Below are 21,799 nucleotides of genomic sequence, written 5' to 3' on the forward strand. Positions count from 1 at the left end.
TACCTATTCCCCGCTCCCCACTCCCCCAAAATTGTTAGAGTAAATAAAGTTATGAGGACGCAAATGTGACTGACAAAGATCGTTCTCAATGGGACTTAGGCAGGTTTATCGAAACCCTGACTTACTTTGAGGTAATTCCTTTCCTTAACTGGGTACAGCAGTTAATCCAAGGCCGTCCTAAGGATAATCAAGATAGACCCAATGGAGGAAGAAACGTGGGTGTAATATTAGTAGCAGGTGCAACTGGTGGTGTAGGTAAACGAGTAGTGCTGCGATCGCTCCAACAAGGTTATAAAGTTCGCGCCCTAGTTCGAGACATTGACAAAGCACGGTCAATTCTTGGTAATGATATAGATTTAGTAGTTGCGGATATCACGCAACCAGAAACTTTAACTTCTTTAGTTCTAGCTGATGTTCAAGCTGTAGTTTGTTGCACAGCAGTACGTGTACAACCTGTTGAGGGAGACACAGCAGATAGAGCCAAATATTATCAAGGTGTTAAATTTTACCAACCGGAAATTGTGGGCGACACTCCCGAAAATGTAGAATATCAAGGAGTCAAAAACTTAGTCCAAGCTGCGGCAAAATATTTACCCCAAGCAAACGAAAAACCGATATTTGATTTCACCAAGCCATCAGCAGAATTAAAGGATAACTGGGGAGCGTTGGATGATGTCGTCATGGGTGGCGTAAGTGCCAGTAATATCCAATTACTAGATAATACAGCTTTATTTGCTGGTAATGTCTCTACCGCTAACTCTGGCGGATTTGCTTCTGTCAGGACGAAGAATTTTGATCCACCCTTTAACTTATCTGGTTACACTGGTGTAAAATTACGTGTCGAAGGTGACGGTCAGCGTTATAAAATCTTTCTGCGGACAGATACAAAATGGGATGGTATTGGCTACAGCTATTCTTTCGACACCGTAGCTAATACTTGGATAGATATTCACATTCCCTTTGCAGATTTGATTCCCGTCTTTCGGGCAAAAATTGTTAAAGATGCGCCGCCAATTGAACAAAGTAGAATTTGCTCATTCCAACTGATGTTGAGCAAATTTGAATATGATGGCGCTTTGAATCCCAAATTTTCCCCAGGTGGTTTTGCTTTGCAGTTAGAATCAATTAAAGCTTATGGTGGAACAACTTTACCACAATTTATCCTCGTCAGTTCAGCAGGTGTAACTCGTCCCGGCCGCCCTGGGATTAATTTAGATGAAGAACCGCCAGCAGTAAAATTAAATGACCAATTAGGAGGAATTTTAACTTGGAAGTTGAAAGGAGAAGATAGTTTAAGAGAAAGCGGTATTCCTTATACGATTATTAGACCTTGTGCTTTAACTGAAGATATAGGGGGTAAGGAATTAATATTTGAGCAAGGTGATAATATTAGAGGCAAAATCAGTCGTGAGGATGTGGCAGAACTTTGCGTGCAAGCGCTCAAACTAGAGAAAGTGTCTAATATTACATTTGAGGTTAAACAGGGAGAAAATACTGTCAACTCTATCGATTGGCAAAATTTATTTTCTAACTTACAACCGGATAAGAGATGAAATATCTATAGGTTTTTTGTCTATAACTATATCAACAAAGTCTACTTAAATAGACTGTTATAACAAGTCAGCTATTTCTATGAAAAAAATCAAGGTGCTAGTAATCGCCGGGATTTTAATAACAATTATCTGGGGCAGTTTTTTTCCCAAAACTGCCTCATCGCAGCAAGTTGAGTCTCGCATCAATAACCTGGAAGCAGACTTTAATCGTGTTGAGTCGCGGTTAAATCAAATAGAGTCTCAGCTAGGTAAAACCCGCCACTCTCCATCCTCAATAACAACACTTACCCCACGACAGTCAACTGGTTATAGAGGGAATTTATCACAGCAAGATCCAATGTTTGATCGCCTGGCAACTTTGGTGATTGAATTGAAGCAACAAGTCAATAAATTAGAGGCGCGAGTTGCTAAATTAGAACCACGCTGAATAAACTGGCTGTTTAGCTATAGATTACAGTTGCCATAGTTATTGACAGGCGTTATAGGACGATTACTCCAAACACTAAATGGCTTGGAGCCTAGCAATTTCAGAAATCCGTTCGGAGACAGGTTATGACTGCCATCTTTCGTGCTACTCAAATGCTACTTAAAAATTGGTTATCAAGCCTTCAAACCCTGGCTGTGAGGTAGTATATTCTGATTAGATTATTTTCCAATACAAAACTTGCTAAAAATTCTCTCTAAAACTGATTCTGTTACTTCTTCTCCAGTAATTTCTCCTAGAGCTTGAATTGCACCTCTTAAGTCAATTGTCCAAAAGTCAAGAGGGAACTGCTGGGCAATTGTTGCTTGTACCTGTTCCAAAGAAATTTTTGCTTGAGTTAAAGCTGCTGCCTGCCTTTGGTTAATGGCTAAATCCATATCAGCAGCTTGTACTTTTCCAGATTGAACTATCTCTAAAATTGCTGTTTCTAAAGCATCAATACCTTGATTTTGGGCTGCGGCTGTGAGAATTTGGGATTTGGGATTTGGGATTTGGGATTGAATATTTTTCCTATCACTTTCTTCTACTAAATCGATTTTGTTAATCACTATAATCAACGGACGGTGTTGTACCTTGTCGTAAATTTCTTGATCGCCTTCCGTCCAAGCTGCGGAAGCATCGATGGTCAGTAAGACTAAATCAGCTACATTGGCGGCACGATGCGATCGCTCGACGCCAATTTTTTCCACTTGGTCTGTTGTTTGCCGAATACCCGCAGTATCTAGCACTTGTACAGGAATTCCCCCGACAACTAACTGAGATTCAACAACATCGCGGGTTGTACCAGGTAAATCAGTCACAATGGCGCGATCGCTACGGCTCCAAGCGTTCAATAAACTCGACTTACCCACATTTGGACGCCCAACGATTGCCACTTTTAAACCAGTACGTAGCAACTCACCTTTGTCTTTGGTTTCCAATAACCTAGTTATTTCTGCGGCAATTTTATTGATTTCTGATATTATTAGTTTATGATCTAACGGTGGCAAGTCCTCCTCAAAATCAATCCTAGCTTCAATTTCTGCCAAAATATCCAAACAGTTAGCGCGTAACTGACGGATCGGATGAGCTAATTTTCCTTGTAAACCAGCTAAGGCAGTTTGAGCGGCTTGGGGCGATTTAGCTCCCACTAAATCAGCAATACCTTCGGCTTGGGTTAAATCCAATCGTCCATTCAAAAAGGCGCGAAGAGTAAATTCTCCAGGTTGCGCTAGTCTGGCCCCATTTTCCAAACATAGTTGTAATACCTGCTGCACTGCCATAATTCCCCCGTGGCAATGGAATTCCACTACATCTTCACGAGTATAAGAACGGGGTGCTTTCATAATCAGCAACAGGGCTTCATCCACTAGTTGTTGCGTCTGGGGATGGCGAATGTAACCGTAGAGAATCCGGTGACTTTCCCAAACTTGTCGCCCTGGTGCATGAAAGAGACTTTGGGCTAGAGCCATTGCTTGGGAACCCGATATCCGCACAATACCAACACTACCCTGTTGGGGGACAACAGCAGTAGCGATCGCGGCTATAGTTCCAGTAGTAGCAAAGAGTTCTGACATGAGCGCCCTTTATAAGAGTTAGGAGTAAAAATCATAACTCATAACTTTCTGAATGATAGGTATTTAGATTAATGAGATAGCAACTGGCAAGGTAAAATTTACCTGGAGGGTTATACCTGATATTGAAGAGTTAGAGATGTAAACTATAACTCATAACTTTTAGAGAGAGGAATATACTGTGGAGCAAAAGATTAACTGTGCCCAAGCCTGTGTTAACGGATGTGTTTTAGGGGATAAATGCCCCAATATCGAGTTTAGAGAGGCAGCTGCAAAATTTATTGAAGAGACTCCTTTAGACAAAATGCTGGAGTTGGCACAAGAACGTCTGCGAAAAAAAATGACGGAACCGCCAAAATGGGTTTTTCCTGAAGATCCATAGCATTCTGTAAGCAACTAAAAAAACTAGAACAGCGAAAAAAATTTCCGCCACTTGTACCCGATTTTGCAATTGAACTGCGTTCCGAGACAGACCGGCTTGTACCTATCCAAGGGAAAATGCAGGAATACATAGAAAATGGTTTGCGTTTGGGTTGGCTAATTAATCCTCAAGATAAGCAAGTGGAAATTTACCGACTTTTAAAAGCTGTAGAAGTTATTCAAATGCCAGCGATTCTTTCTGGCGAAGATATCTTACCTGGATTTGAATTGCAAGTATAGGTAGGTGATAAGTCTGACAGAATGACTTTGCTTACCGCATTTATGCGGGCAATTTGAACATTATAATGGTAATTTTTAGTCTTTTCACCTAGACTCAGATAGTGCTAATGCCTAGCCCTTGCCAGTGAGATGCGACCACAAAGTCAACTGCCCACACCACAGTAGTTGAGATTGAATGAGCTAGTTGAAATCATTTCGGATTTTGAGATTTAAATTGGCTAAATAGTCTAACTGAACGATGGGCCATTTCTGGTCTGGTCAAAATTCCTTGGGTAGGACTAAAAAATAATGCTAATAAAAATAGTACAGAAACAACTAAAACTATAGCCGCGCCTGATGGCACATTCAAATAGTAGCTAATATACATTCCAGTTACACTGCTAAACACACCAATAACTGTACCTAATTGCATCATCTGGTGTAATTCTTTTACTAATAAATAAGCTGTAATTCCTGGGCCAATCAGCAGGGAAACAACTAAGACTACACCCACAGTTTGCATACTCGCAACAATCGTCAAGGTAATAGCACCATTGAGAGCAAAATGAATCAAGTTAACTGGTAAACCACTCGCTTGAGCGCCAAGTGGGTCAAAAGTGTAAAATAACAGTTCTTTGTAAAATAGTTTAATTAAAAGCAAGACAACAGCTGTAATAATTATAGTCCGCTTGACATCATCTGTAGTCACGCTCAAAATATCACCAAATAAAAATTCATGCAGGTCTAATTTGCTTTTTAGTAAAGTAACTAACATGATACCTAATGCTAAAAAACCTGAAAAAACTAACGCCATTGCCACGTCAACTTTGATGCGAGATTGAGATTGAATCCAGGCAATTACAAAAGTGCTGAGAGTTCCACAGATAAAAGCACCTAAGAAAATATCGATGCCTAAGAAAAAGGCTATAGCTAGTCCTGGTAAAACCGCATGAGCGATTACATCACCAAGTATTCCCATGCGTTGAACAATCAGATAATTACCGACAACAGCACAAAGAATACCCAACAAAATTGCTGTGATAATAGCTCCGCGCATGAACTCAAAACTTAAGGGTTCAATTAGCCAATTTAACATTAAACTACTTCTCTATTTAATAGAAATATGTTATCTCCATAAGCACGTTGAATATTATCTGCTGTCATGACTTCTTTTAGTGAACCGTTAGCAATTATTTGTTTATTTAATAACAATAGCTGGTCACATTTAGTCAAAGTAGTGTCTAAATCGTGAGTAACTACCAGCAAAATTTTACCTTGTGATTTTAGTTCTTCAAATACATCAAACATCATGCCTTGCGTCTTTTTGTCAACTCCAACAAATGGCTCATCAAAGAATAATAATTCGGCTTGTTGTGCTAAAGCTCTTGCTAAAAATACTCGCTGTTGCTGTCCTCCTGATAATTCTCCAATTTGACGCGATCGCAACTCTAACATCCCGACTCTCGCCAGAGCATCTTTGACTATTTCTTGAGATGGCCGTGAAGGTGTGCGAAACCAGCCTGTATGCACAGTCCGCGCCATCAGCACTACATTCCAGACTGTTATCGGGTAATCCCAGTCAATTTGCGATCGCTGTGGTACATACGCAACAGAATTTAATTGCTGTTTCAAAGCGCGATCGCGAAACTTCACAACTCCACTCGTAGTTGGTACTAAGCCCAAAATCGCCTTCACCATCGTGCTTTTACCAGCACCATTGGGGCCAATCACACCCACAATTTGTCCTGGTAAAGAACGGAAACTCACATCCTCAACCGCCGTGACTCCCCGATAATTTACAGCTAAATGTTTAACTTCTAACATAAATTTACCATTTATATGATAATGATAATCAATATAATTGAGGCAACCAGATTTATGATATCCTACAAACTGCGATTGCAATCCCTAGCGGCTCTTGCCTTAACCTGTGGAGTCTTTGGATGTAGTCCGACATCAGAAACCAACCAATCGACTCCCGCACCTGCTAATAATGTGGTAGCGCCGCAAACAGGTACTTCACCCGCACCAGAAGCCAGTGGGAAAAGCCCGTTAGTAGTCGCCACCAACACAGTTACTTGTGGCTTAACTAGAGAAATTGCAGGTGATACCATTGACCTCAAGTGCTTAATTGATCCAGGCTCAGATCCACACGTATACCAACCCAAGCCGGAGGATAGCAAAGCAATTGAGCAAGCAAAGTTAATTCTCTATGGTGGCTACAATTTTGAACCAGGCTTAATCAAGTTAATTAAAGCTACTTCAAATCCTGCTTCCAAGGTGGCTGTGGATGAAATTGCAGTCCCCAAACCTCAGCAGTTTGAGGATGATGGTAAAACTGTTACCGACCCTCATGTATGGCACAATGCCCAGAATGGCATAGCGATCGCCCAGACAATTTCTCAAGAGTTAGGGAAATTAGCCCCAAACAATGCTGCAACTTATACTGGCAACACGCAAAAAGTCACAAATGAAATCAGTCAGATAGATACCTGGATTAAATCAGAAATTGCCACAATTCCACCCAAGCAACGCAAATTAGTTACCACCCATGATGCTTTCGGTTACTATTCCAAAGCTTATGGAATTCCCATTGAAGGGGCGCTAGGGGGTATTAGCACAGAAGAAGCGCCAACACCTGCGCGGGTAGGTGCATTATCAAAGGATATAAAAAAACAGGGCGTGCCAACGATTTTTGCAGAGACGACGATTAACCCGAAACTCATACAGGCGGTAGCAAAAGAGGCAAAAGTAAAGGTTTCAGACCGAGAACTGTTTGCTGATGGTTTGGGCGAGAAAGGAACAGAGGGTGAGACTTACCAGAAAATGTTGATTGCTAATACACGCACGATTGTGGAAGGTTTAGGAGGAAAGTATACAGCATTTCAGGGTAAATAATCAGGGTTAGTGTAGGCTGGTGTCTTGTGGAGACAAGAGCCTAGATCGTAGTAGTGGCGATCGCTTTTATAAACAATCAACCCCAAGGTATCGACTGTCAAATACCGTAGGAAGCAACACCATGAGTCACACTTTTGACATAATTTTGCAATGCCTTTGTCATTTAGATAGGTTTTACTTAACCTTACGTGGATGTCAATGTAAGTAATATTGATGAATGAAAACTCTGGTTCATACAGAGATTCATTTTTCACCTTGTCGAAGTATGCCTGTCTTTATAAGGAGTGATAAATGCTATCCAGATTTTCGCGTGTTTTCAACGATAGTTCCAGAAACGTTAGACGTAAAGTGATCAACATCTATGCGTTCTTGATTAGCGTGAATATTTTGGTCTGGGTAGTTGCCCTAATTGCATTCCACAGCTACCCCCTTCTACTTGGGACTGCCGTATTAGCTTATAGCTTTGGTCTACGTCATGCTGTCGATGCCGATCACATCGCCGCGATTGACAATGTTACCCGTAAATTGATGCAGGAGAACAAACGACCTGTTTCCGTTGGGTTCTTCTTTTCTCTAGGTCATTCCACCGTTGTAATTGCCGCCTCTGTTGCGATCGCTTTAACTACTGCAACTATCCATAACAACTTTCCCAGTTTTGAAAAGGTTGGGGGGCTAATTAGCAGTAGCGTTTCTGCACTTTTCCTACTAGCAATTGCAGCAATTAATATGGTGGTGCTGTGGGATGTTTATAAGACCTTCCAAACCGTCAAGCGAGGAGGAATTTATGATGAGCAATCCTTAGATGAATTTTTGAACCAACGCGGGCTACTTGGTCGCATCTTCCGTCCTTTGTTTCGGTTGATAGATAGTAGCTGGCAAATGTTTCCTTTAGGTTTCCTTTTTGGTTTAGGCTTTGATACAGCGACAGAGGTAGCACTGCTAGGGATTTCTGCAAATCAAGCCGCTAAAGGTTTGCCTATCTGGTCGATCCTATTATTTCCAGCTTTGTTCACCGCAGGTATGTCCCTGATTGACACCACTGACGGTATTTTAATGCTTGGTGCTTATGGCTGGGCTTACGTCAAACCAATCCGCAAACTCTACTACAACATGACCATCACCCTTGTTTCTGTACTAGTTGCTGTGGTCATTGGCGGAATTGAGGCTTTGAATATTATTGGCGATCAGTTACAACTGAAAAGTCCATTTTGGGATTTCATTAGTAAACTAGGTGATAACTTTGGCACAATTGGTTACTTAATCATTGCCATTTTTATATTCAGTTGGTTACTTTCGAGCATCATCTACAAAGTCAATAAGTATGATGATTTGGAAGTCACTAGTACTACAACTGCTAAAGACACGAAGAATAGGCATTGAGCCAGAAGTATTGAATGTTAATAAAGGGATCGGTAGAACCGATTTTAGGCTAAGACACTGCTTGTGTAAAGGGTTGGGGAATTGGTGTCATTGTTCTGAGGGGATGACAACTTCGTCTCAAAGCCTTATCAAATAAGGATTATCAAAGGGTGAGCCTTGAAACGCTCAAAACAAATTGGCAACCTATCCCAACAGAAAAATCAGACTTTTGGGCTGTGATTATTGAAAATGGAATCAATAAACCCGAAAAATGATGTTTATCTTTTCATGGCACAAGCGTTCAAAACCCTTGCTGCGTTTTTGGTTCAAAGAGTTTTGTCACCCCCTCAGATCAATCCCTCAATGGACGAATGAGTTGAAGGAAGTGATTGAAACATGGGTGCAAACTAAAGTTGATCAAACTGATGAACTTTGATGCATGTTGGATAACAATTTGGCTATTTAGTTTTGCTCCTAAGAGTGGTTAGGTTACAGTTACTTGTTGCTTTGGTTACTCTAGGGTTATGTTCCACACAAAGAAAGCTATCAAACCGATGAATACAGTAAGTGCTAAAAACCAACAGCTAGGGGGTTTATACGTCCAATCCCCTGAAGGACAACAGCTAGTTTTTCCCCTAAAACACACAGAAGTTATAGCAAAAATTGCAGGTAACTTGTCACGAGTTGAGGTCATCCAAAGCTTTGAGAATCCCTTTACGCAGCCTTTAGAGGCAGTGTATGTCTTTCCGTTACCTGATGAGGCAGCGGTGGATGACATGGAAATCAAAATAGGCGATCGCACCATCAAAGGTAATATTAAAAAACGTGAAGAAGCTGTAGCCATCTACGAAAAGGCAAAACAAGAAGGACGCACTGCTGGACTCCTAGAACAGGAACGAGACAACATCTTTACCCAGTCTCTCGCTAATATCAAACCTGGTGAACAAATTGATGTCACAATCCGTTACACCGAAAGCTTAAAATTTGAGGCGGGAAACTACGAGTTTGTTTTCCCGATGGTGGTGGGGCCAAGATATATTCCAGGAACACCGATAGATAGTAGCGGTGACACAGACCAAGTTCCTGATGCTTCGCGCATTACACCGCCTGTAGTCCCAGAAGGAATGCGCTCACGTCACAATATTAATGTCACAGTCGAAATTGATACAGGTTTACCAATTTCTCAAGTGCGTTCTCCTTCGCATCAATTAAAAATTGAACACTCAGGTCAAATTGTGCGGATTCAATTAGCTGGAGAAGATACAATTCCCAACAAAGATTTAATTCTCCGCTATCAAGTTTCTGGTAAGGAAACTCAATCTACAGTATTAACCCAAGCCGACGATCGCGGCGGACATTTTGCGATATATCTGATTCCAGCTTTGGAATATTCCACGGATGAGATTGTCGCCAAAGATGTCGTATTTTTGTTGGATACTTCTGGTTCTCAATCTGGCGATCCGTTGCAAAAGTGTCAAGAATTGATGCGGCGATTTATCAATGGGTTGAATCCCAACGATACTTTCACAATTATCGATTTTTCCGATAGAGTCAGACAGTTATCGCCAACACCTCTGCCGAATGCACCAGAAAATCGTGCCCAAGCGATCGCTTACATTAACAATTTACAAGCTGATGGCAGCACAGAAATGCTCAGTGGTATTCGTACAGCGATAAATTTCCCCACACCAGTCGGAAGATTACGCAGTGTTGTACTCTTAACCGATGGCTACATCGGTAACGAAAATGAGATTTTAGCAGAGGTACAACAGCACCTACAACCAGCAAATCGCCTTTACAGTTTTGGTGCTGGTAGTTCAGTTAACCGTTTTTTACTGAATCGCATCGCCGAAATTGGCCGGGGAATATCTACAATTATTCGTCATGATGAACCCACAGAAGAAGTTGCCGAAAAGTTTTACAGGCAAATTAACAATCCCGTACTTACGAATATTCAAATCTCTTGGCAAGGTGACACAGAATCACCTGTGATTTACCCAAAGGTAGCCCCTGATTTATTCAGCGAACAACCATTAGTTTTATTTGGTCGCAAACAAGATAGAGCTAGTGGTAATCTCAAAATTTCCGGCATTGCTGCGGGCGGTAAACACTATGAAAAAACGTTTCACCTCATATTTGAGGAAACAGGAAATGTTGCTGTAGCGCAGTTGTGGGGACGCGCTCGGATCAAATACTTGATGAATCAAATGGTGAGTTTTGAAACCAAAGCTGGTGTAGAAGCAGTTACAGAAACAGCCTTAACTTATCAACTGCTTTCTCAATACACCGCTTTTGTGGCTGTCAGCGATGACGTGCGGGTTGAACCAGGAAGCGAATACTTGTCTATGCAAGTGCCAGTGGAAATGCCTGAAGCCGTTAGTTACCAAGGAGTGTTTGGCAGTCTTCCGGCTGGTGGTTTTGCGCCTCAAATGAAATTGTCAGCACTAGCCTCAGCAGAAGCTCCCGATTTTCTCCGGCAAAAGCGATCGCCACCATCTCCAGTAGCCAAAGAAGTCGAGATATCTTTGAGCTTTGATTTAGAAGAGATAGAACAAGATGAAATATCAGACGCAGCCATCAACCATCAGTTAGAGGTCATCAGTGTTACTGGCTTGGATGAAGCAGAAATTGCTAACCTAACCCAACACCTTCAACAACTAAACTTTCCTTCCGGCTTCGATGGTGAAATCGTCTTTGAGTTCACCGTCAATAAAGGTCGGGTAGAACGGGTAATGTTAGACGAGGAAGCCTCTACCCTAAAAGATCCAGTTGTAGTAGAGAAAATTAAGCGATCGCTCCTTCTTTGGAGAGTTTCTCCATCTACAACTGGCAAAGTTATCTTAACCTTACATCTTCACGTTTAATTTTTAGAGACGCGTTAGTATTTCGGCACGAAATGCAATTTCGCGTCTCTACAAATTAATTAATTCTTAGGGGTTTTAACCTGACGTGCCAGTTCTAGATAAGCACTCATATTCGCCCCTGGACGACGACGACCATTAGAGCTTGTAGTCGAAGGAGCAAGATATTTTGGCGCAAAGGTGGTTTCAGTTGGCTGCTCTTTAATGACTTTGGCTGCTGCGGCTTTTGCTTTTTTAGCCGGTTCAACTTTAAGACCCTCAGCAGTCTGAACTAGTTGAACATCAGCTGCTTTAGAATTTTTAGCTGATTTTGCCTTAGCCGCAGCGGTTTTTGTTCCGTTCAATGAATCTGGCTTGGATGAAGTTGGTGCTTCTGATGCAATTGTTGCTGTTACCTTCTTAGCATTTGATGCAACTGTGTCTGCTACTTTCTTCGCATTGGATGCGACCTCTTTAACAGCATCTTTGGCTTCATCCAATTCTAAGAAGTAGCCATTGCTTTCCTTCTTCCCTGGTAACAGTCCCGTAATGAAACCCAGAATACCGCCAAGAAAACCCTGAATACCCGAAATTAACTTTTTGATGAAATCCATTACAATTACTCCTGCCTTTTACCTTTTATATTGGGAACTCTACCGTAATTGTTAAAAATTACGACAAAATATTACATTTTCTACTTTGCGTCACCTCGTTCTGGTGACAACCTTTATAGGCTTGTGCTTAATTAACATTGTAGTAAAATCACAGGGCAAATGTTTTATTGCAAGCATTTGCAAACTACATACACCAAGAACTAATTATTAAATTTTACTGTAACTAAGAGCAAGATTCTGAAAGCAAGCTTTACAAGAATTAACATTTCTTTGTTTGGTAAATACCTATTTGAAGTTAAGCAAGCAGTTTACTCTCAACCAGTGATAGCCTATTGGCAGATGGCAAGATTGATTAGTTAAATTTTATACAAACTATCTTTGTGGAAGCATTTCTGTTTTGCAAAAATATCTTTTAAAGAATCCGAAAAGCAATAGCTTCAGTTTGTAGAGCAGTATGTACCGACAAAGGTAAAATATACCCCCTTAATTCAGCTAGATTTTGTAAATGAATATTGAAAATCAACAACGCAATCCCGTTTTATTAATACATGGCATTGACGACACAGAGGCAGTTTTTCATAAAATGAGGGCATACCTCATACAACGGGGTTGGTCTGTCTATAGTCTGAATCTAGTTCCTAATAATGGTGATGTGGGTCTTGATGAATTGGCAAATCAAGTAGCCGATTTTGTTACAGCTTCCTTTGCACCAGAACAACGCCTAGATTTAGTAGGCTTCAGCATGGGAGGAATTGTTAGCCGTTACTATATCCAGCGACTAGGAGGAATTAACCGTGTGCAGAGGTTTCTTACCATCTCTTCACCCCATCATGGAACTGTTTTTGCTTATGGTTCCCGGCGTCCTGGTTGTGTACAAATGCGCCCTAACAGCATTTTTCTCAAGGATTTAAATTCTAATGCTGTAATATTGGGGCAGCTAGATTTTACGTCCATCTGGACACCTTATGATTTGATGATTGTCCCAGCAAATAGTTCACAAATGCCCGTAGGACGGGAAGTAACAGTACCAGTTGCTCTACACCCTTGGATGCTGACAGACTCCAGAAGTTTAGCAGTAGTCACAGCAACTTTAGCAGAGCCTATCAAGCAACCCTTGCTAAATAAAAAATCCAATCAGTAGCTAGAATGCTTACCACGCTGGATTTATTTTGAATTTTGAATTTTGAATTTATTAAGCCCTATTCCCTATTTGCGTATATTCGTAACTTCCAAAAATCGCCTCTGGGTGAGTATAGTACTTAAACTCCATGAGGTTATAAAAAGGATCGTGCTGAGTTGAAAGACCGCGCCACTTGCGGGCGGGGTATCAACCTTCTCCTGACCAAAAGATTCCACCCACAAGGGGCGGGGCTTTTACCATAGCGCAAAAGTACTGAGTATTCAATCTTCTTTACTCAGTACTCAGTACTGAGTATGGTAAAAGGCTATAGGGTGACTCTACAAGACTTGTGTGTACACCGTAGCCTTTTAGGAGAGAGGGGTCAGGCGCGCTTTGGGCGCACCGTTGTGCTACCCGATATCTATCGCAACTGATTTGAGATCATACTGACATCAACAGCTAACTTTTTGCCTAACTTGAGCAACTGAAGACACTGATTATCTCCTTCATTGTCAAGGTTAGTAATACACACCGGCGCTATCTGACTGTGCAGACAACTAAAATATAGTTCTTGCGATCGCTGTAGGGAAACATCAATATTTAGTTGATCCCCGACATCAATCAATCGTTCCAATAGTTGGATATCTGCATTAAAGCTACCATTGGCATCGTGCAACAATTGCCAGAGCGATCGCGCAATTAATTGTTCTAACATTTGCTTACCGTCGGGAATATTTAGCCGACAACGCAGATGTTTTGCTTCAGTAGCGATTGCCTCCAATTCTAAGATGTGATTCCAACTCTTTTGAGAATCAGCGATATCTTGCTCAAGCGATCGCAATGTCATCAGACAGCGATGCCCTAAAGCAATATCTGCTGCTACCTGCAATTCTTGGGGGACTGCGATTTCGTCGCGATGAAACGCCATCAGCACACCATAATTATCACGATAGGCTTGGGTATATAACTGTCCTAAACGTGTCAGTGTTTCCTGACTCAGCAGCCGCATAATCCGGTGGCGTTCTTCAGCAAATAGATTTTGCAAGCTAAAAGCTTCTTCTCCAAATAGCTGCGTCATCGCCAAGATCGTATGAGCCGCACTAGCTTGTTTTAGTGCCCCAAACAGCTTTTCTTTTAATTGGCTGTAGTCACGCCGCCCGGTAAATTGTTGAATGCCGCAGTGGAAATCCCAGCCTCCCAAATGCAGAACCGCAAATACCAAATGCTCACTTTCCCAAGTAATCTCTGATACTAGCTTTAAATTTCCCACAGCCAGAGTTAGCGATCCCATCCGTTGCAGTTGGTAATCTAGCTCATTGGCCGCATAGCAATAAACCCGCTTATGGTAACGCTGAGACTGTTTGTCAGCAGCATCTTTTCTCGGTAGTGAATTGTGCGTTTCTGCTGGTTTCTGATTGGTAAATAGGGAAGTAATGGCGTAATGGGCTGCGACTTGCTTAAAGCCAAGTTGGGCAGTTAACACGAGTTGCCGATAAATTTCCGCACCATGTTTGAACTCATCTACATTACTAGGAGCTAAACCAAGGCGTTTGACGAAACCTTTTTCTAACTGCACACCTGCCACATCCCCTGCCAATTCTAAAGCACGGGCAGCGTAGCGCAGAATTTGCGTCCCCTCTGGACGGGAAATTTCTTCAAAAAACCAACCGCAACTTGTGAACATTAACAAAGCGTGACGCTGCATTTCTAATAGGCGCAGGGCGTCTACTTGTTCGGCTGCCGTTAGTTTGTGGGTTTGATGACGGGAGAGAAAACGGTTGACATTACTAGCAGAGCGATTGCGCAATACTTGGATATATTCATCTCGTGCTAGCCAGGGATCGCGAAATAACTGTCTACCATGTTCTGCATATACTTCAATTAGCTGATCCCGTAGCCAATTTAGGGCATCCCGCAAAGGACGGCGCCATTTCTGATGCCAAACACCGCCCTCTCCACCACAACCACAATCATCTTCCCATCTACCGACACCGTGAGCGCAACTCCAAGCTGTGACTGACTTTAATTCCACTTCCCAACGGGGAGAATTTAAGCTCAGGTAGTGGGCAAAGTTCGTCACCGTCCAACCCTGTTGAGGAAACTCTTTGGTAAAGGCGTAGGCTAAAGTTTTCTCAGTTCCCTTTTTGTGGTGTCCGAAGGTTTCCCCATCTGTCGCCACCGAAATCAACTGTGCTGGGCGATGATCCCCACGCACTGCTGAACCGATACGTCCGGCAAAGCGACTCGAATTATAAACGACATCACTAAAACCCATATCCCGCGATATCGGGCCATCATAAAAGAAGATATCAATGTACGGGAGGGAGTGATCGGTATCCCCATTCCCTACTCCCCACTCCCCACTCCCTTCCTTGATCGCACTCAGCGGTGAAGATGAAGTGTCTAGTGTCGGCTGCAAATAACAACGATAAGGACGGGTAGAATCAATCTGACTACCACCAACTTCGATCCATTCAGGATGGGGATGTTCTTGAGTAGGGAGTGGACGGCAACGCAGTGCTTGAGATGGTGCAAGGACGATGAAGCGAATACCCTCAGCAACAAGAGCTTCTAGGGTGGCGTAGTCTACAGCGGTTTCTGCTAGCCACATTCCTTCGGGATCGCGGCCAAAACGTGAGCGGAAGTCTTCTTTACCCCAGCGAATTTGGGTATATTTGTCGCGCTCATTGGCCAGAGGCATGATGATGTGATTGTATACTTGCGCGATCGCATTGCCATGACCATGCAGGCGATCGCTACTCTTGGCATCCGCCTCTAAAATTCGCTGATAAACCTCCACATCGTAGCGTTCTAGCCACGACATCAGCGTTGGCCCAATATTAAAACTGAAATACTCGTAATTATTGACGATCCCCACCACTTCGCCTTGGTCATTTAAGACTCTGGCAAAGGCGTTCGGACGATAGCATTCCCAATGAATCCGCTCATTCCAATCATGGAAAGGTGCAGCGCTCGGTTGGCGTTCAATTGCGTCCAGATAAGGGTTTTCCCTTGGTGGCTGGTAAAAATGACCATGCACCGTCACATAAACACCATTAGCCTTTCTCAGGGGATCAGTTTCTTTGGCGTTATTGGGATCTGAATGTAATGTTAACGTTGAGCCAGAGCTAGCTGGCATTTGGGCAGCAGAAGTCATGTATATTTATCCAAAACAAAAAATTTGCAGTTGCACCGAAAACATTGTGCGTAAACCTTTCTCCAATAGTTTGAACACAAAATCCGGTATAAACAACAACTATGGAATCCAACTAAATTTCTGACAAAGCGGTTTCATTGTAGTGGGAAATCTGCGTTATCGCACAGCCCTTTCCCTGAAGGCTCAAAATTATTAGCCATTGAACAAAGCCTCAGTTAGGGGTTTTCTCTTCTTGGGCGCTAATCAAAATTTTAATTGTCTTTTAATATATTAAACCCCATTTTTGATGTAATATCTTGGCTCAAATTCATACTTTTGCAACAAAAGATTACGAAAACTCATTATATCGCAATCTGATTTTACACAACATCCGCAGTGGTGAACTGAAAACAGTACAATCTCTGAATTGGTCTACAGTCGGTTGAGAGTATCCTATGGGAGTAGTGAGTGCTGAGTGCTGAGTAAATGAAAGGAAAGAAGATAAATAGCTAAATATGAATTAAGTTAAAGTTCCTAGTTGGCGTTAAAGCGCTAACCAACTACTAACCATGAAGTATTTTCAGTTAATTATGCTCACTTACTTCACACTTTTTCTTTATTCTTCACTCATAACTCAGCACTCCGATAAGATACCCTCAACCCAAAACAAGAAATGTCAACCAAAAACATTATTCTTTTCGCTTTACTACTGTTCATCCCGGTTTCTGTAGCAGCCCACTTTCTGGAGTGGGGAGAATTGATCGTTTTCATTACAGCTGGATTAGCAATTTTGCCCTTAGCAGCTTGGATGGGTACAGCCACAGAAGAAATTGCTGTCGTAGTCGGTCCATCATTGGGGGGATTATTAAATGCCACCTTTGGCAATGCTACAGAACTAATCATTGCCCTAGTAGCGCTGAATGCTGGATTAATCGATGTAGTCAAAGCCAGTATTACGGGATCGATTATTAGCAACTTACTATTGGTGATGGGTTTTTCCATGCTTTTGGGAGGACTACGCTATAAAGAACAGACATTTCAGCCAATTGTGGCGCGGGTAAATGCTGCTTCGATGAATTTGGCGGTGATTGCCATTTTGATGCCAACGGCGATGAATTACACTTCTCAAGGAATTAACGAAGAAACACTGCAAAATCTTTCTATTGCTGTTGCTGTAGTATTAATTTTGGTTTACGCTCTAACGCTGCTATTTTCGATGAAAACCCACTCTTATCTATATGATGTGGGTGTAGCGGAGACAGAAGAAGAGGAAACACCCCATGCGAAACCAAATATGATGTTGTGGGTTGGCGTGTTGCTAGTATGTACCTTGCTAGTGGCAATTGAGTCAGAAATGTTGGTCGATTCTCTGGAAGTGGCGACATCTCAGCTAGGTTTGACGGCGTTGTTTACAGGGGTAATCTTGGTTCCCATCGTCGGTAACGCAGCTGAACACGCTACAGCAGTCACCGTGGCGATGAAAAATAAGATGGATCTTTCCCTTTCGGTAGCTGTGGGATCGAGTATGCAGATTGCCCTATTTGTCGCGCCCGTGTTAGTTATCGCAGGGCGGATATTAGGCCAACCAATGGATTTGGATTTCAAACCCTTTGAATTAGTCGCTGTGGTTGTGTCAGTATTAATTGCCAACAGTATTAGTTCCGATGGTAAATCCAATTGGCTGGAAGGTACTTTGTTATTAGCTGCCTATACAGTATTGGGGTTCGCCTTCTACTTCCATCCAGTTATAGAAAGTATGGGGTAGTTAACAGTGCATAGGCGTAGCCTGTCGTAGACATCGCGAGCCAATTTTAGATTTTAGATTCTTTTGGTTCTAATACCATTTCACTTTAATAATGATACAAATACGCTGGTAAAAGGGAACAGGGAACGGGCAACAGGCAACAGGGAAATCCCCATAATTAAAATCAGGGGATTTGTACAAGGACACATTGAAACATCGTGGCTGACGCCATCTCGTTTCAAATATTTTTATCTCTTTTCATAAATAAATTTAGGGGCTTTAAACCCTGTATTCGGGGCTAATTTTTTTTCTGTTCCCTGTTAAGAGTTCCCTGTTCCCGCCCCGAAGGGGCTTGGTAAGCATAGCATTGCCCATTGGTGTCAACTTAACGCGAAACCGCTTGTCCGCCGGGAATTGAAATTCCCGTCTCATAGCTAAAGTCATCTGAAGATGACTCAATATCGCCAAAAATTTCCAGTCTACTTCAGTAGACTTAAGCTAAAAGCCAAAGAAATTTATTTTTGAAGTAATAAGTAATGGGTATTACTCATTACTCATTTATTTCCGGGCGGGCATGGAAGCCAACAGATAAGCTTTTCCAGCTTAAGTTGATACCTATGAGCAATGCTGTGCCCCTACGACAGATGTGGTTCAAATACATGAAAACTGCTGTAAGCAAAAAAACAGGGCTTACGCAGATGTAAGTCCTGTTTAAATTTTTTGATGATGTAAGCTGATTTAGCTAGTCCACGATTAACTGAAAACTTTAGTTATTATTTTCTGGCTTATTCGCAGCTTCAACTTTTGCTTCCACTTTCACCGTTTTCACACCTTTAACTTCTTTAGCCAAGGTTTCAGCTTTCTTGAGTTCTTCTTTAGAAGCGGCTGTGCCTTTGAGGATAATTTTACCCTCTTTGTTTTCAACTTGTAACTTATTGCCTGGTAAGCCTTTGTTCAACTTTTCGCTAACTTCCGTTTTTAAGTCGCTCTTAGCTTTTGTTGCAGCCGTTTTTTCCGAATCAATTTTAACTTTAGTACCTGGACTAGCTACTGAAGGAGTCGTTTCTGTTGCTGGAATGTTGGCAATAGTTTTATCCGTAGTTTGATTTGTCTGAGAAGCTGGTTTTGCTGGTACTTGAGCGGCTTCATTTGTAGTGCTAGGAGTTTCCGAACCAGTTTTAGGAGCCTCTTGACAGCCAAAAGTACCAACTACCAAAATGCTACTAACTAGTAATGGAATTAGCTTTTTCATTATCATCTCCGAATTGAGTACTTGAAGCGATTAATTAAGATGTGTGTCATGGTGAGGAGCAGATGTTAAAAAGCAATTAAATATGAGGCAGTAAAAGTACCCAAGCAAGCACTCAGGTTACTTAAAATTGAAACTTAAACGATTTCTGGAGGCTAAGATTTTGCAGCCATTTTTGAAAAGCGCCAATTCAATTTTCCTAACGGTTGCTGACCAGTATAGTCTGCATACAGTCTGTGGTTATCTGTCAATTTAAGGTAGATGCTAACAAGCTTTATTAAGCTGAGACTGTACCGCTTTACAGTCGTGACTCGATATTATCAGATTTGAGTCAGTTTGGCGATGTCTATGACGAATTCCAAACTTCAGGGTTTTTGCAATCCTGTGCGAACAAGTTTAGCAACAAAATGTTACTTTAGAAAACTATGGGTTACTTACAATGCCCTAAATATCAGGAAATATTAGCCAATGCCCTACCTTACTTCCGCCAGCGAAATTCGTGCCATTGTCGCTGAATATACCAATGCTAAAACACTGTGGATAGATACAGAAGTCGCTGACTATAAAAGTCGTAGTCCCCGACTGTCACTGATTCAGGTATTAGATAATCCTCAAGATATGAGTGGCGATCGCATCTATCTTTTAGATGTCTTGAATCAGCCTAATATTATAGCTGAATTTATTGAAGAAATTATGATAAATTCTGCTATTGAAAAAGTTTTTCACAACGCCAGTTACGATCTAAAGCTTCTCGGTAACAAGAAAGCCAAAAATATTACTTGCACTTTGGAAACGGCAAAAAAAATTCCCTACTATCTTTTACCATTACCCAACTACCAACTTAAGACCATAGCTACAGCGCTTTGTAGCTTTAACAATATCGATAAACAAGAACAAACAAGCGATTGGGGAAAACGTCCCCTAACTGAAGAACAGATAGAGTATGCTTACTTAGATTGTATTTATCTTGCTCAAATCCACTTAAAATTGTTACGATTACAAGCCCAAGCCAGCCCCGATCCGGCAACGGAAGACTTAATATCACTAAGTACCAGATACTCGGAAGTTGAGCAGCAATGGAAGTTGTTGAATTCAGAATTTGAGCATTTACAAGAACGTATAAAAAAATCTATGCAGGCTCAGAATATATCTGAAACTTATGATTATAAGCTGACTAGTTATGAGCGCACTACAATCAAAGCTACATTTACCGAATTGGCAAGGCTAGCACAAACTCAAGGTATTAATTTAGATTTTCCGATTACACTAACTCAGAAACTCCAAAAAGATTTAGGGCAAAATCTAGAGCAATTGTCTGTAGATATTGATAAAAATACCTCTTGGCGGCTAATTCCCAAAACTCAAGAGAGTGAAGCTGAGGATGAGTAAATTGTTCATCAGGCTACAAATATCGAAATTTATAGAGTTATTGTGAAGCATAAATCTTGAAATTTAATAATTATTTTCTCGTACCTACCCTGATAAATCTATAAAATATGAGGGAAATTTGTCAATTAACTTTAAAGGTCTATTAAAAGTTAAAATAATTATTGAGTTAAAGAATTAAAATCTAGATTTTGGTATTAATTCGATTCAGGTATTATGGCAGTTTATATTAACTTATGAGACGGCGTTTATTTGGGCAAAAGCGAACAAGGGTAAATACTTTATTTACCATAGCTATTTTTACTACATTGGCTGCAACTAGCAGTATTTCTTGTAGTAAGAATGACAATGTGTTGGTGACAGAAATAGGAGTCAGTCAACCTAGCCGTCGTTCAGCTACAACTTCTAAAGGTGGAGAATTCTATCTTCAGGGAAAGAATCAGCATTTAAATGGCGACTTGCAAGCTGCGATCGCATCTTATGGTAAGGCAATTAGTCAAAATTCTCAATATGGTGCTGCCTACAACGGCCGGGGATTAGTCTACTTCGATTTGGGAGACAAGGAAAAAGCGATCGCAGATTACAATCAAGCACTCCGCATCAACCCTAACGACGCTGAAGCCTACAATAACTTAGGAAATGCCCGCGCCTCATTAGGAGGTAACAGAGAAGCAGTCAAAGATTACAGTGAAGCGATTCGCCTCAATCCCAACTATGCCGAAGCCTACAATAACCGAGGAAATGCCCGTGCCGCCAATGGAGACAAAAAAGGGGCAATAGACGATCTTGGTCAAGCAATTCTTCTCAACCCCAGATATGCCATCGCCTATAATAACCGAGGAAATGCCCGTGCTGCCAATGGAGATCCCAAGGGTGCAATCGCAGATTACAATCAAGCCATTCGCCTCAATCCTAACTTTGCCCCTGCCTACAATAACCGGGGAAACGCCCGCGCCACTAACGGAGACAAACAAGGGGCACTCAAAGACTTACAACAAGCAGCAAACATTTTTCAAAGTCAGGGTAACAATGACTTATACCAACAAGTGATGAATAACATCAAAGAACTTGGACAGTAGTCAAAAGCCAAGGCGAATAGAATTCGCAGCTACACAAACTTTCGTCCGCCTGCGCGGACTAAGAAAATTCAGGGTTTTTTAACCCACGCAGGTGGGTTTTGCCTTTGTAGACGCGGTTTCTAACCGCCCTTTTAACTTCTTTGTG

At 41.7% G+C, this 21,799-nt stretch carries 18 protein-coding genes and 1 pseudogene; 11 read left to right on the forward strand and 8 right to left on the reverse strand.

Going from position 1 to position 21,799, the window contains the following annotated elements:
* Window positions 1-65 precede the first annotated feature (65 nt).
* The gene (locus V7K67_RS25390) at window positions 66-1,553 is read left to right on the forward strand and encodes a CIA30 family protein (RefSeq protein ID WP_334732241.1); all 1,488 of its coding nucleotides are present in this window, start codon (window positions 66-68) and stop codon (window positions 1,551-1,553) included.
* A gap of 79 nt (window positions 1,554-1,632) precedes the next feature.
* On the forward strand, window positions 1,633-1,980 hold the full coding sequence (locus V7K67_RS25395; RefSeq protein WP_335168897.1) for a hypothetical protein: 348 nt from the start codon (window positions 1,633-1,635) through the stop codon (window positions 1,978-1,980).
* 218 nt (window positions 1,981-2,198) lie between these two features.
* Here the strand turns inward: V7K67_RS25395 and mnmE are convergent, their stop codons facing one another.
* Window positions 2,199-3,593 (reverse strand): tRNA uridine-5-carboxymethylaminomethyl(34) synthesis GTPase MnmE, encoded by a 1,395-nt coding sequence (gene mnmE, locus V7K67_RS25400; RefSeq protein WP_334733575.1) that lies wholly within the window; start codon window positions 3,591-3,593, stop codon window positions 2,199-2,201.
* A 178-nt stretch (window positions 3,594-3,771) separates the two neighbouring features.
* On the opposite strand from mnmE, the gene V7K67_RS25405 reads away from it, so the two are divergent.
* Both V7K67_RS25405 and V7K67_RS25410 read left to right on the forward strand, forming a co-directional pair.
* Window positions 3,772-3,972, forward strand: a complete 201-nt coding sequence (locus tag V7K67_RS25405) for a hypothetical protein (RefSeq protein ID WP_334710182.1) — start codon at window positions 3,772-3,774, stop codon at window positions 3,970-3,972.
* Window positions 3,969-4,250: a Uma2 family endonuclease gene (locus V7K67_RS25410; protein WP_334733588.1), complete on the forward strand. Its 282-nt coding sequence runs from the start codon at window positions 3,969-3,971 to the stop codon at window positions 4,248-4,250. The genes V7K67_RS25405 and V7K67_RS25410 overlap by 4 nt, the downstream gene beginning before the upstream one ends.
* Window positions 4,251-4,440: 190 nt before the next feature.
* Here V7K67_RS25410 and V7K67_RS25415 read toward each other — a convergent pair whose 3' ends face one another.
* On the reverse strand, window positions 4,441-5,325 hold the full coding sequence (locus V7K67_RS25415; protein WP_334710179.1) for a metal ABC transporter permease: 885 nt from the start codon (window positions 5,323-5,325) through the stop codon (window positions 4,441-4,443).
* On the reverse strand, window positions 5,325-6,053 hold the full coding sequence (locus V7K67_RS25420) for a metal ABC transporter ATP-binding protein (RefSeq protein ID WP_334733574.1): 729 nt from the start codon (window positions 6,051-6,053) through the stop codon (window positions 5,325-5,327). Before V7K67_RS25420 ends, V7K67_RS25415 begins: the two co-directional genes overlap by 1 nt.
* A gap of 54 nt (window positions 6,054-6,107) precedes the next feature.
* Between V7K67_RS25420 and V7K67_RS25425 the strand changes: the two genes are divergently transcribed.
* Window positions 6,108-7,127 carry a metal ABC transporter solute-binding protein, Zn/Mn family gene (locus V7K67_RS25425; RefSeq protein ID WP_334733573.1) on the forward strand — a complete coding sequence of 340 codons (1,020 nt, stop codon included), beginning with the start codon at window positions 6,108-6,110 and terminating at the stop codon, window positions 7,125-7,127.
* Here V7K67_RS25425 and V7K67_RS25430 read toward each other — a convergent pair.
* Entirely contained in the window at window positions 7,115-7,381 is a 267-nt protein-coding gene (locus V7K67_RS25430; protein ID WP_334733572.1) for a hypothetical protein, read from the reverse strand. The two genes, V7K67_RS25425 and V7K67_RS25430, sit on opposite strands and share 13 nt — an antisense overlap.
* 37 nt (window positions 7,382-7,418) lie before the next feature.
* On the opposite strand from V7K67_RS25430, the gene V7K67_RS25435 reads away from it, so the two are divergent.
* Together V7K67_RS25435 and V7K67_RS25440 are read left to right on the forward strand one after the other, a co-directional pair.
* A complete protein-coding gene (locus V7K67_RS25435) occupies window positions 7,419-8,507 on the forward strand; it encodes a HoxN/HupN/NixA family nickel/cobalt transporter (protein WP_334710176.1) in 1,089 nt (362 codons plus the stop codon).
* 503 nt (window positions 8,508-9,010) lie between these two features.
* A complete protein-coding gene (locus tag V7K67_RS25440; protein ID WP_335168901.1) occupies window positions 9,011-11,350 on the forward strand; it encodes a VIT domain-containing protein in 2,340 nt (779 codons plus the stop codon).
* 59 nt (window positions 11,351-11,409) lie between these two features.
* Here the strand turns inward: V7K67_RS25440 and V7K67_RS25445 are convergent, their stop codons facing one another.
* On the reverse strand, window positions 11,410-11,940 hold the full coding sequence (locus tag V7K67_RS25445; RefSeq protein ID WP_334710174.1) for a hypothetical protein: 531 nt from the start codon (window positions 11,938-11,940) through the stop codon (window positions 11,410-11,412).
* A 505-nt stretch (window positions 11,941-12,445) separates the two neighbouring features.
* Here V7K67_RS25445 and V7K67_RS25450 point away from each other — a divergent pair.
* Window positions 12,446-13,081, forward strand: coding sequence for an esterase/lipase family protein (locus V7K67_RS25450; protein WP_334733570.1), 636 nt, complete (start codon window positions 12,446-12,448; stop codon window positions 13,079-13,081).
* 51 nt (window positions 13,082-13,132) lie between these two features.
* On the opposite strand, the pseudogene V7K67_RS25455 reads toward V7K67_RS25450, so the two are convergent.
* Window positions 13,133-13,228 (reverse strand): annotated as a pseudogene (locus V7K67_RS25455) (VOC family protein); the annotation flags it as partial.
* 253 nt (window positions 13,229-13,481) lie between these two features.
* Window positions 13,482-16,217 (reverse strand): DUF3536 domain-containing protein, encoded by a 2,736-nt coding sequence (locus V7K67_RS25460; RefSeq protein WP_335168903.1) that lies wholly within the window; start codon window positions 16,215-16,217, stop codon window positions 13,482-13,484.
* Between the two features lie 652 nt (window positions 16,218-16,869).
* On the opposite strand from V7K67_RS25460, the gene cax reads away from it, so the two are divergent.
* A complete protein-coding gene (gene cax, locus V7K67_RS25465) occupies window positions 16,870-17,961 on the forward strand; it encodes a calcium/proton exchanger (protein WP_334733568.1) in 1,092 nt (363 codons plus the stop codon).
* A 745-nt stretch (window positions 17,962-18,706) separates the two neighbouring features.
* Here cax and V7K67_RS25470 read toward each other — a convergent pair.
* Complete coding sequence (locus tag V7K67_RS25470) at window positions 18,707-19,192, reverse strand: BON domain-containing protein (protein ID WP_334733340.1); 486 nt, start codon at window positions 19,190-19,192, stop codon at window positions 18,707-18,709.
* Window positions 19,193-19,657: 465 nt separating this feature from the next.
* Here V7K67_RS25470 and V7K67_RS25475 point away from each other — a divergent pair, with 465 nt between their 5' ends.
* Together V7K67_RS25475 and V7K67_RS25480 are read left to right on the forward strand one after the other, a co-directional pair.
* Complete coding sequence (locus V7K67_RS25475; RefSeq protein WP_334733341.1) at window positions 19,658-20,578, forward strand: ribonuclease D; 921 nt, start codon at window positions 19,658-19,660, stop codon at window positions 20,576-20,578.
* Window positions 20,579-20,811: 233 nt separating this feature from the next.
* Window positions 20,812-21,654 carry a tetratricopeptide repeat protein gene (locus V7K67_RS25480; protein ID WP_335168906.1) on the forward strand — a complete coding sequence of 281 codons (843 nt, stop codon included), beginning with the start codon at window positions 20,812-20,814 and terminating at the stop codon, window positions 21,652-21,654.
* The last annotated feature ends 145 nt before the right edge of the window (window positions 21,655-21,799 follow it).

The organism is Nostoc sp. (assembly GCF_036917155.1).
Taxonomy (GTDB): Bacteria; Cyanobacteriota; Cyanobacteriia; order Cyanobacteriales; family Nostocaceae; genus Nostoc.

Bases quoted from the DNA above. Each gene is read 5' to 3' on its own strand.
- mnmE (WP_334733575.1), bottom strand. From the start codon at position 3,593: ATGTCAGAACTCTTTGCTACTACTGGAACTATAGCCGCGATCGCTACT.
- V7K67_RS25470 (WP_334733340.1), bottom strand. From the start codon at position 19,192: ATGAAAAAGCTAATTCCATTACTAGTTAGTAGCATTTTGGTAGTTGGT.
- V7K67_RS25450 (WP_334733570.1), top strand. From the start codon at position 12,446: ATGAATATTGAAAATCAACAACGCAATCCCGTTTTATTAATACATGGC.
- V7K67_RS25475 (WP_334733341.1), top strand. From the start codon at position 19,658: ATGCCCTACCTTACTTCCGCCAGCGAAATTCGTGCCATTGTCGCTGAA.
- V7K67_RS25440 (WP_335168901.1), top strand. From the start codon at position 9,011: ATGTTCCACACAAAGAAAGCTATCAAACCGATGAATACAGTAAGTGCT.
- V7K67_RS25445 (WP_334710174.1), bottom strand. From the start codon at position 11,940: ATGGATTTCATCAAAAAGTTAATTTCGGGTATTCAGGGTTTTCTTGGC.
- cax (WP_334733568.1), top strand. From the start codon at position 16,870: ATGTCAACCAAAAACATTATTCTTTTCGCTTTACTACTGTTCATCCCG.
- V7K67_RS25480 (WP_335168906.1), top strand. From the start codon at position 20,812: ATGAGACGGCGTTTATTTGGGCAAAAGCGAACAAGGGTAAATACTTTA.
- V7K67_RS25425 (WP_334733573.1), top strand. From the start codon at position 6,108: ATGATATCCTACAAACTGCGATTGCAATCCCTAGCGGCTCTTGCCTTA.
- V7K67_RS25420 (WP_334733574.1), bottom strand. From the start codon at position 6,053: ATGTTAGAAGTTAAACATTTAGCTGTAAATTATCGGGGAGTCACGGCG.
- V7K67_RS25415 (WP_334710179.1), bottom strand. From the start codon at position 5,325: ATGTTAAATTGGCTAATTGAACCCTTAAGTTTTGAGTTCATGCGCGGA.
- V7K67_RS25460 (WP_335168903.1), bottom strand. From the start codon at position 16,217: ATGACTTCTGCTGCCCAAATGCCAGCTAGCTCTGGCTCAACGTTAACA.
- V7K67_RS25395 (WP_335168897.1), top strand. From the start codon at position 1,633: ATGAAAAAAATCAAGGTGCTAGTAATCGCCGGGATTTTAATAACAATT.
- V7K67_RS25435 (WP_334710176.1), top strand. From the start codon at position 7,419: ATGCTATCCAGATTTTCGCGTGTTTTCAACGATAGTTCCAGAAACGTT.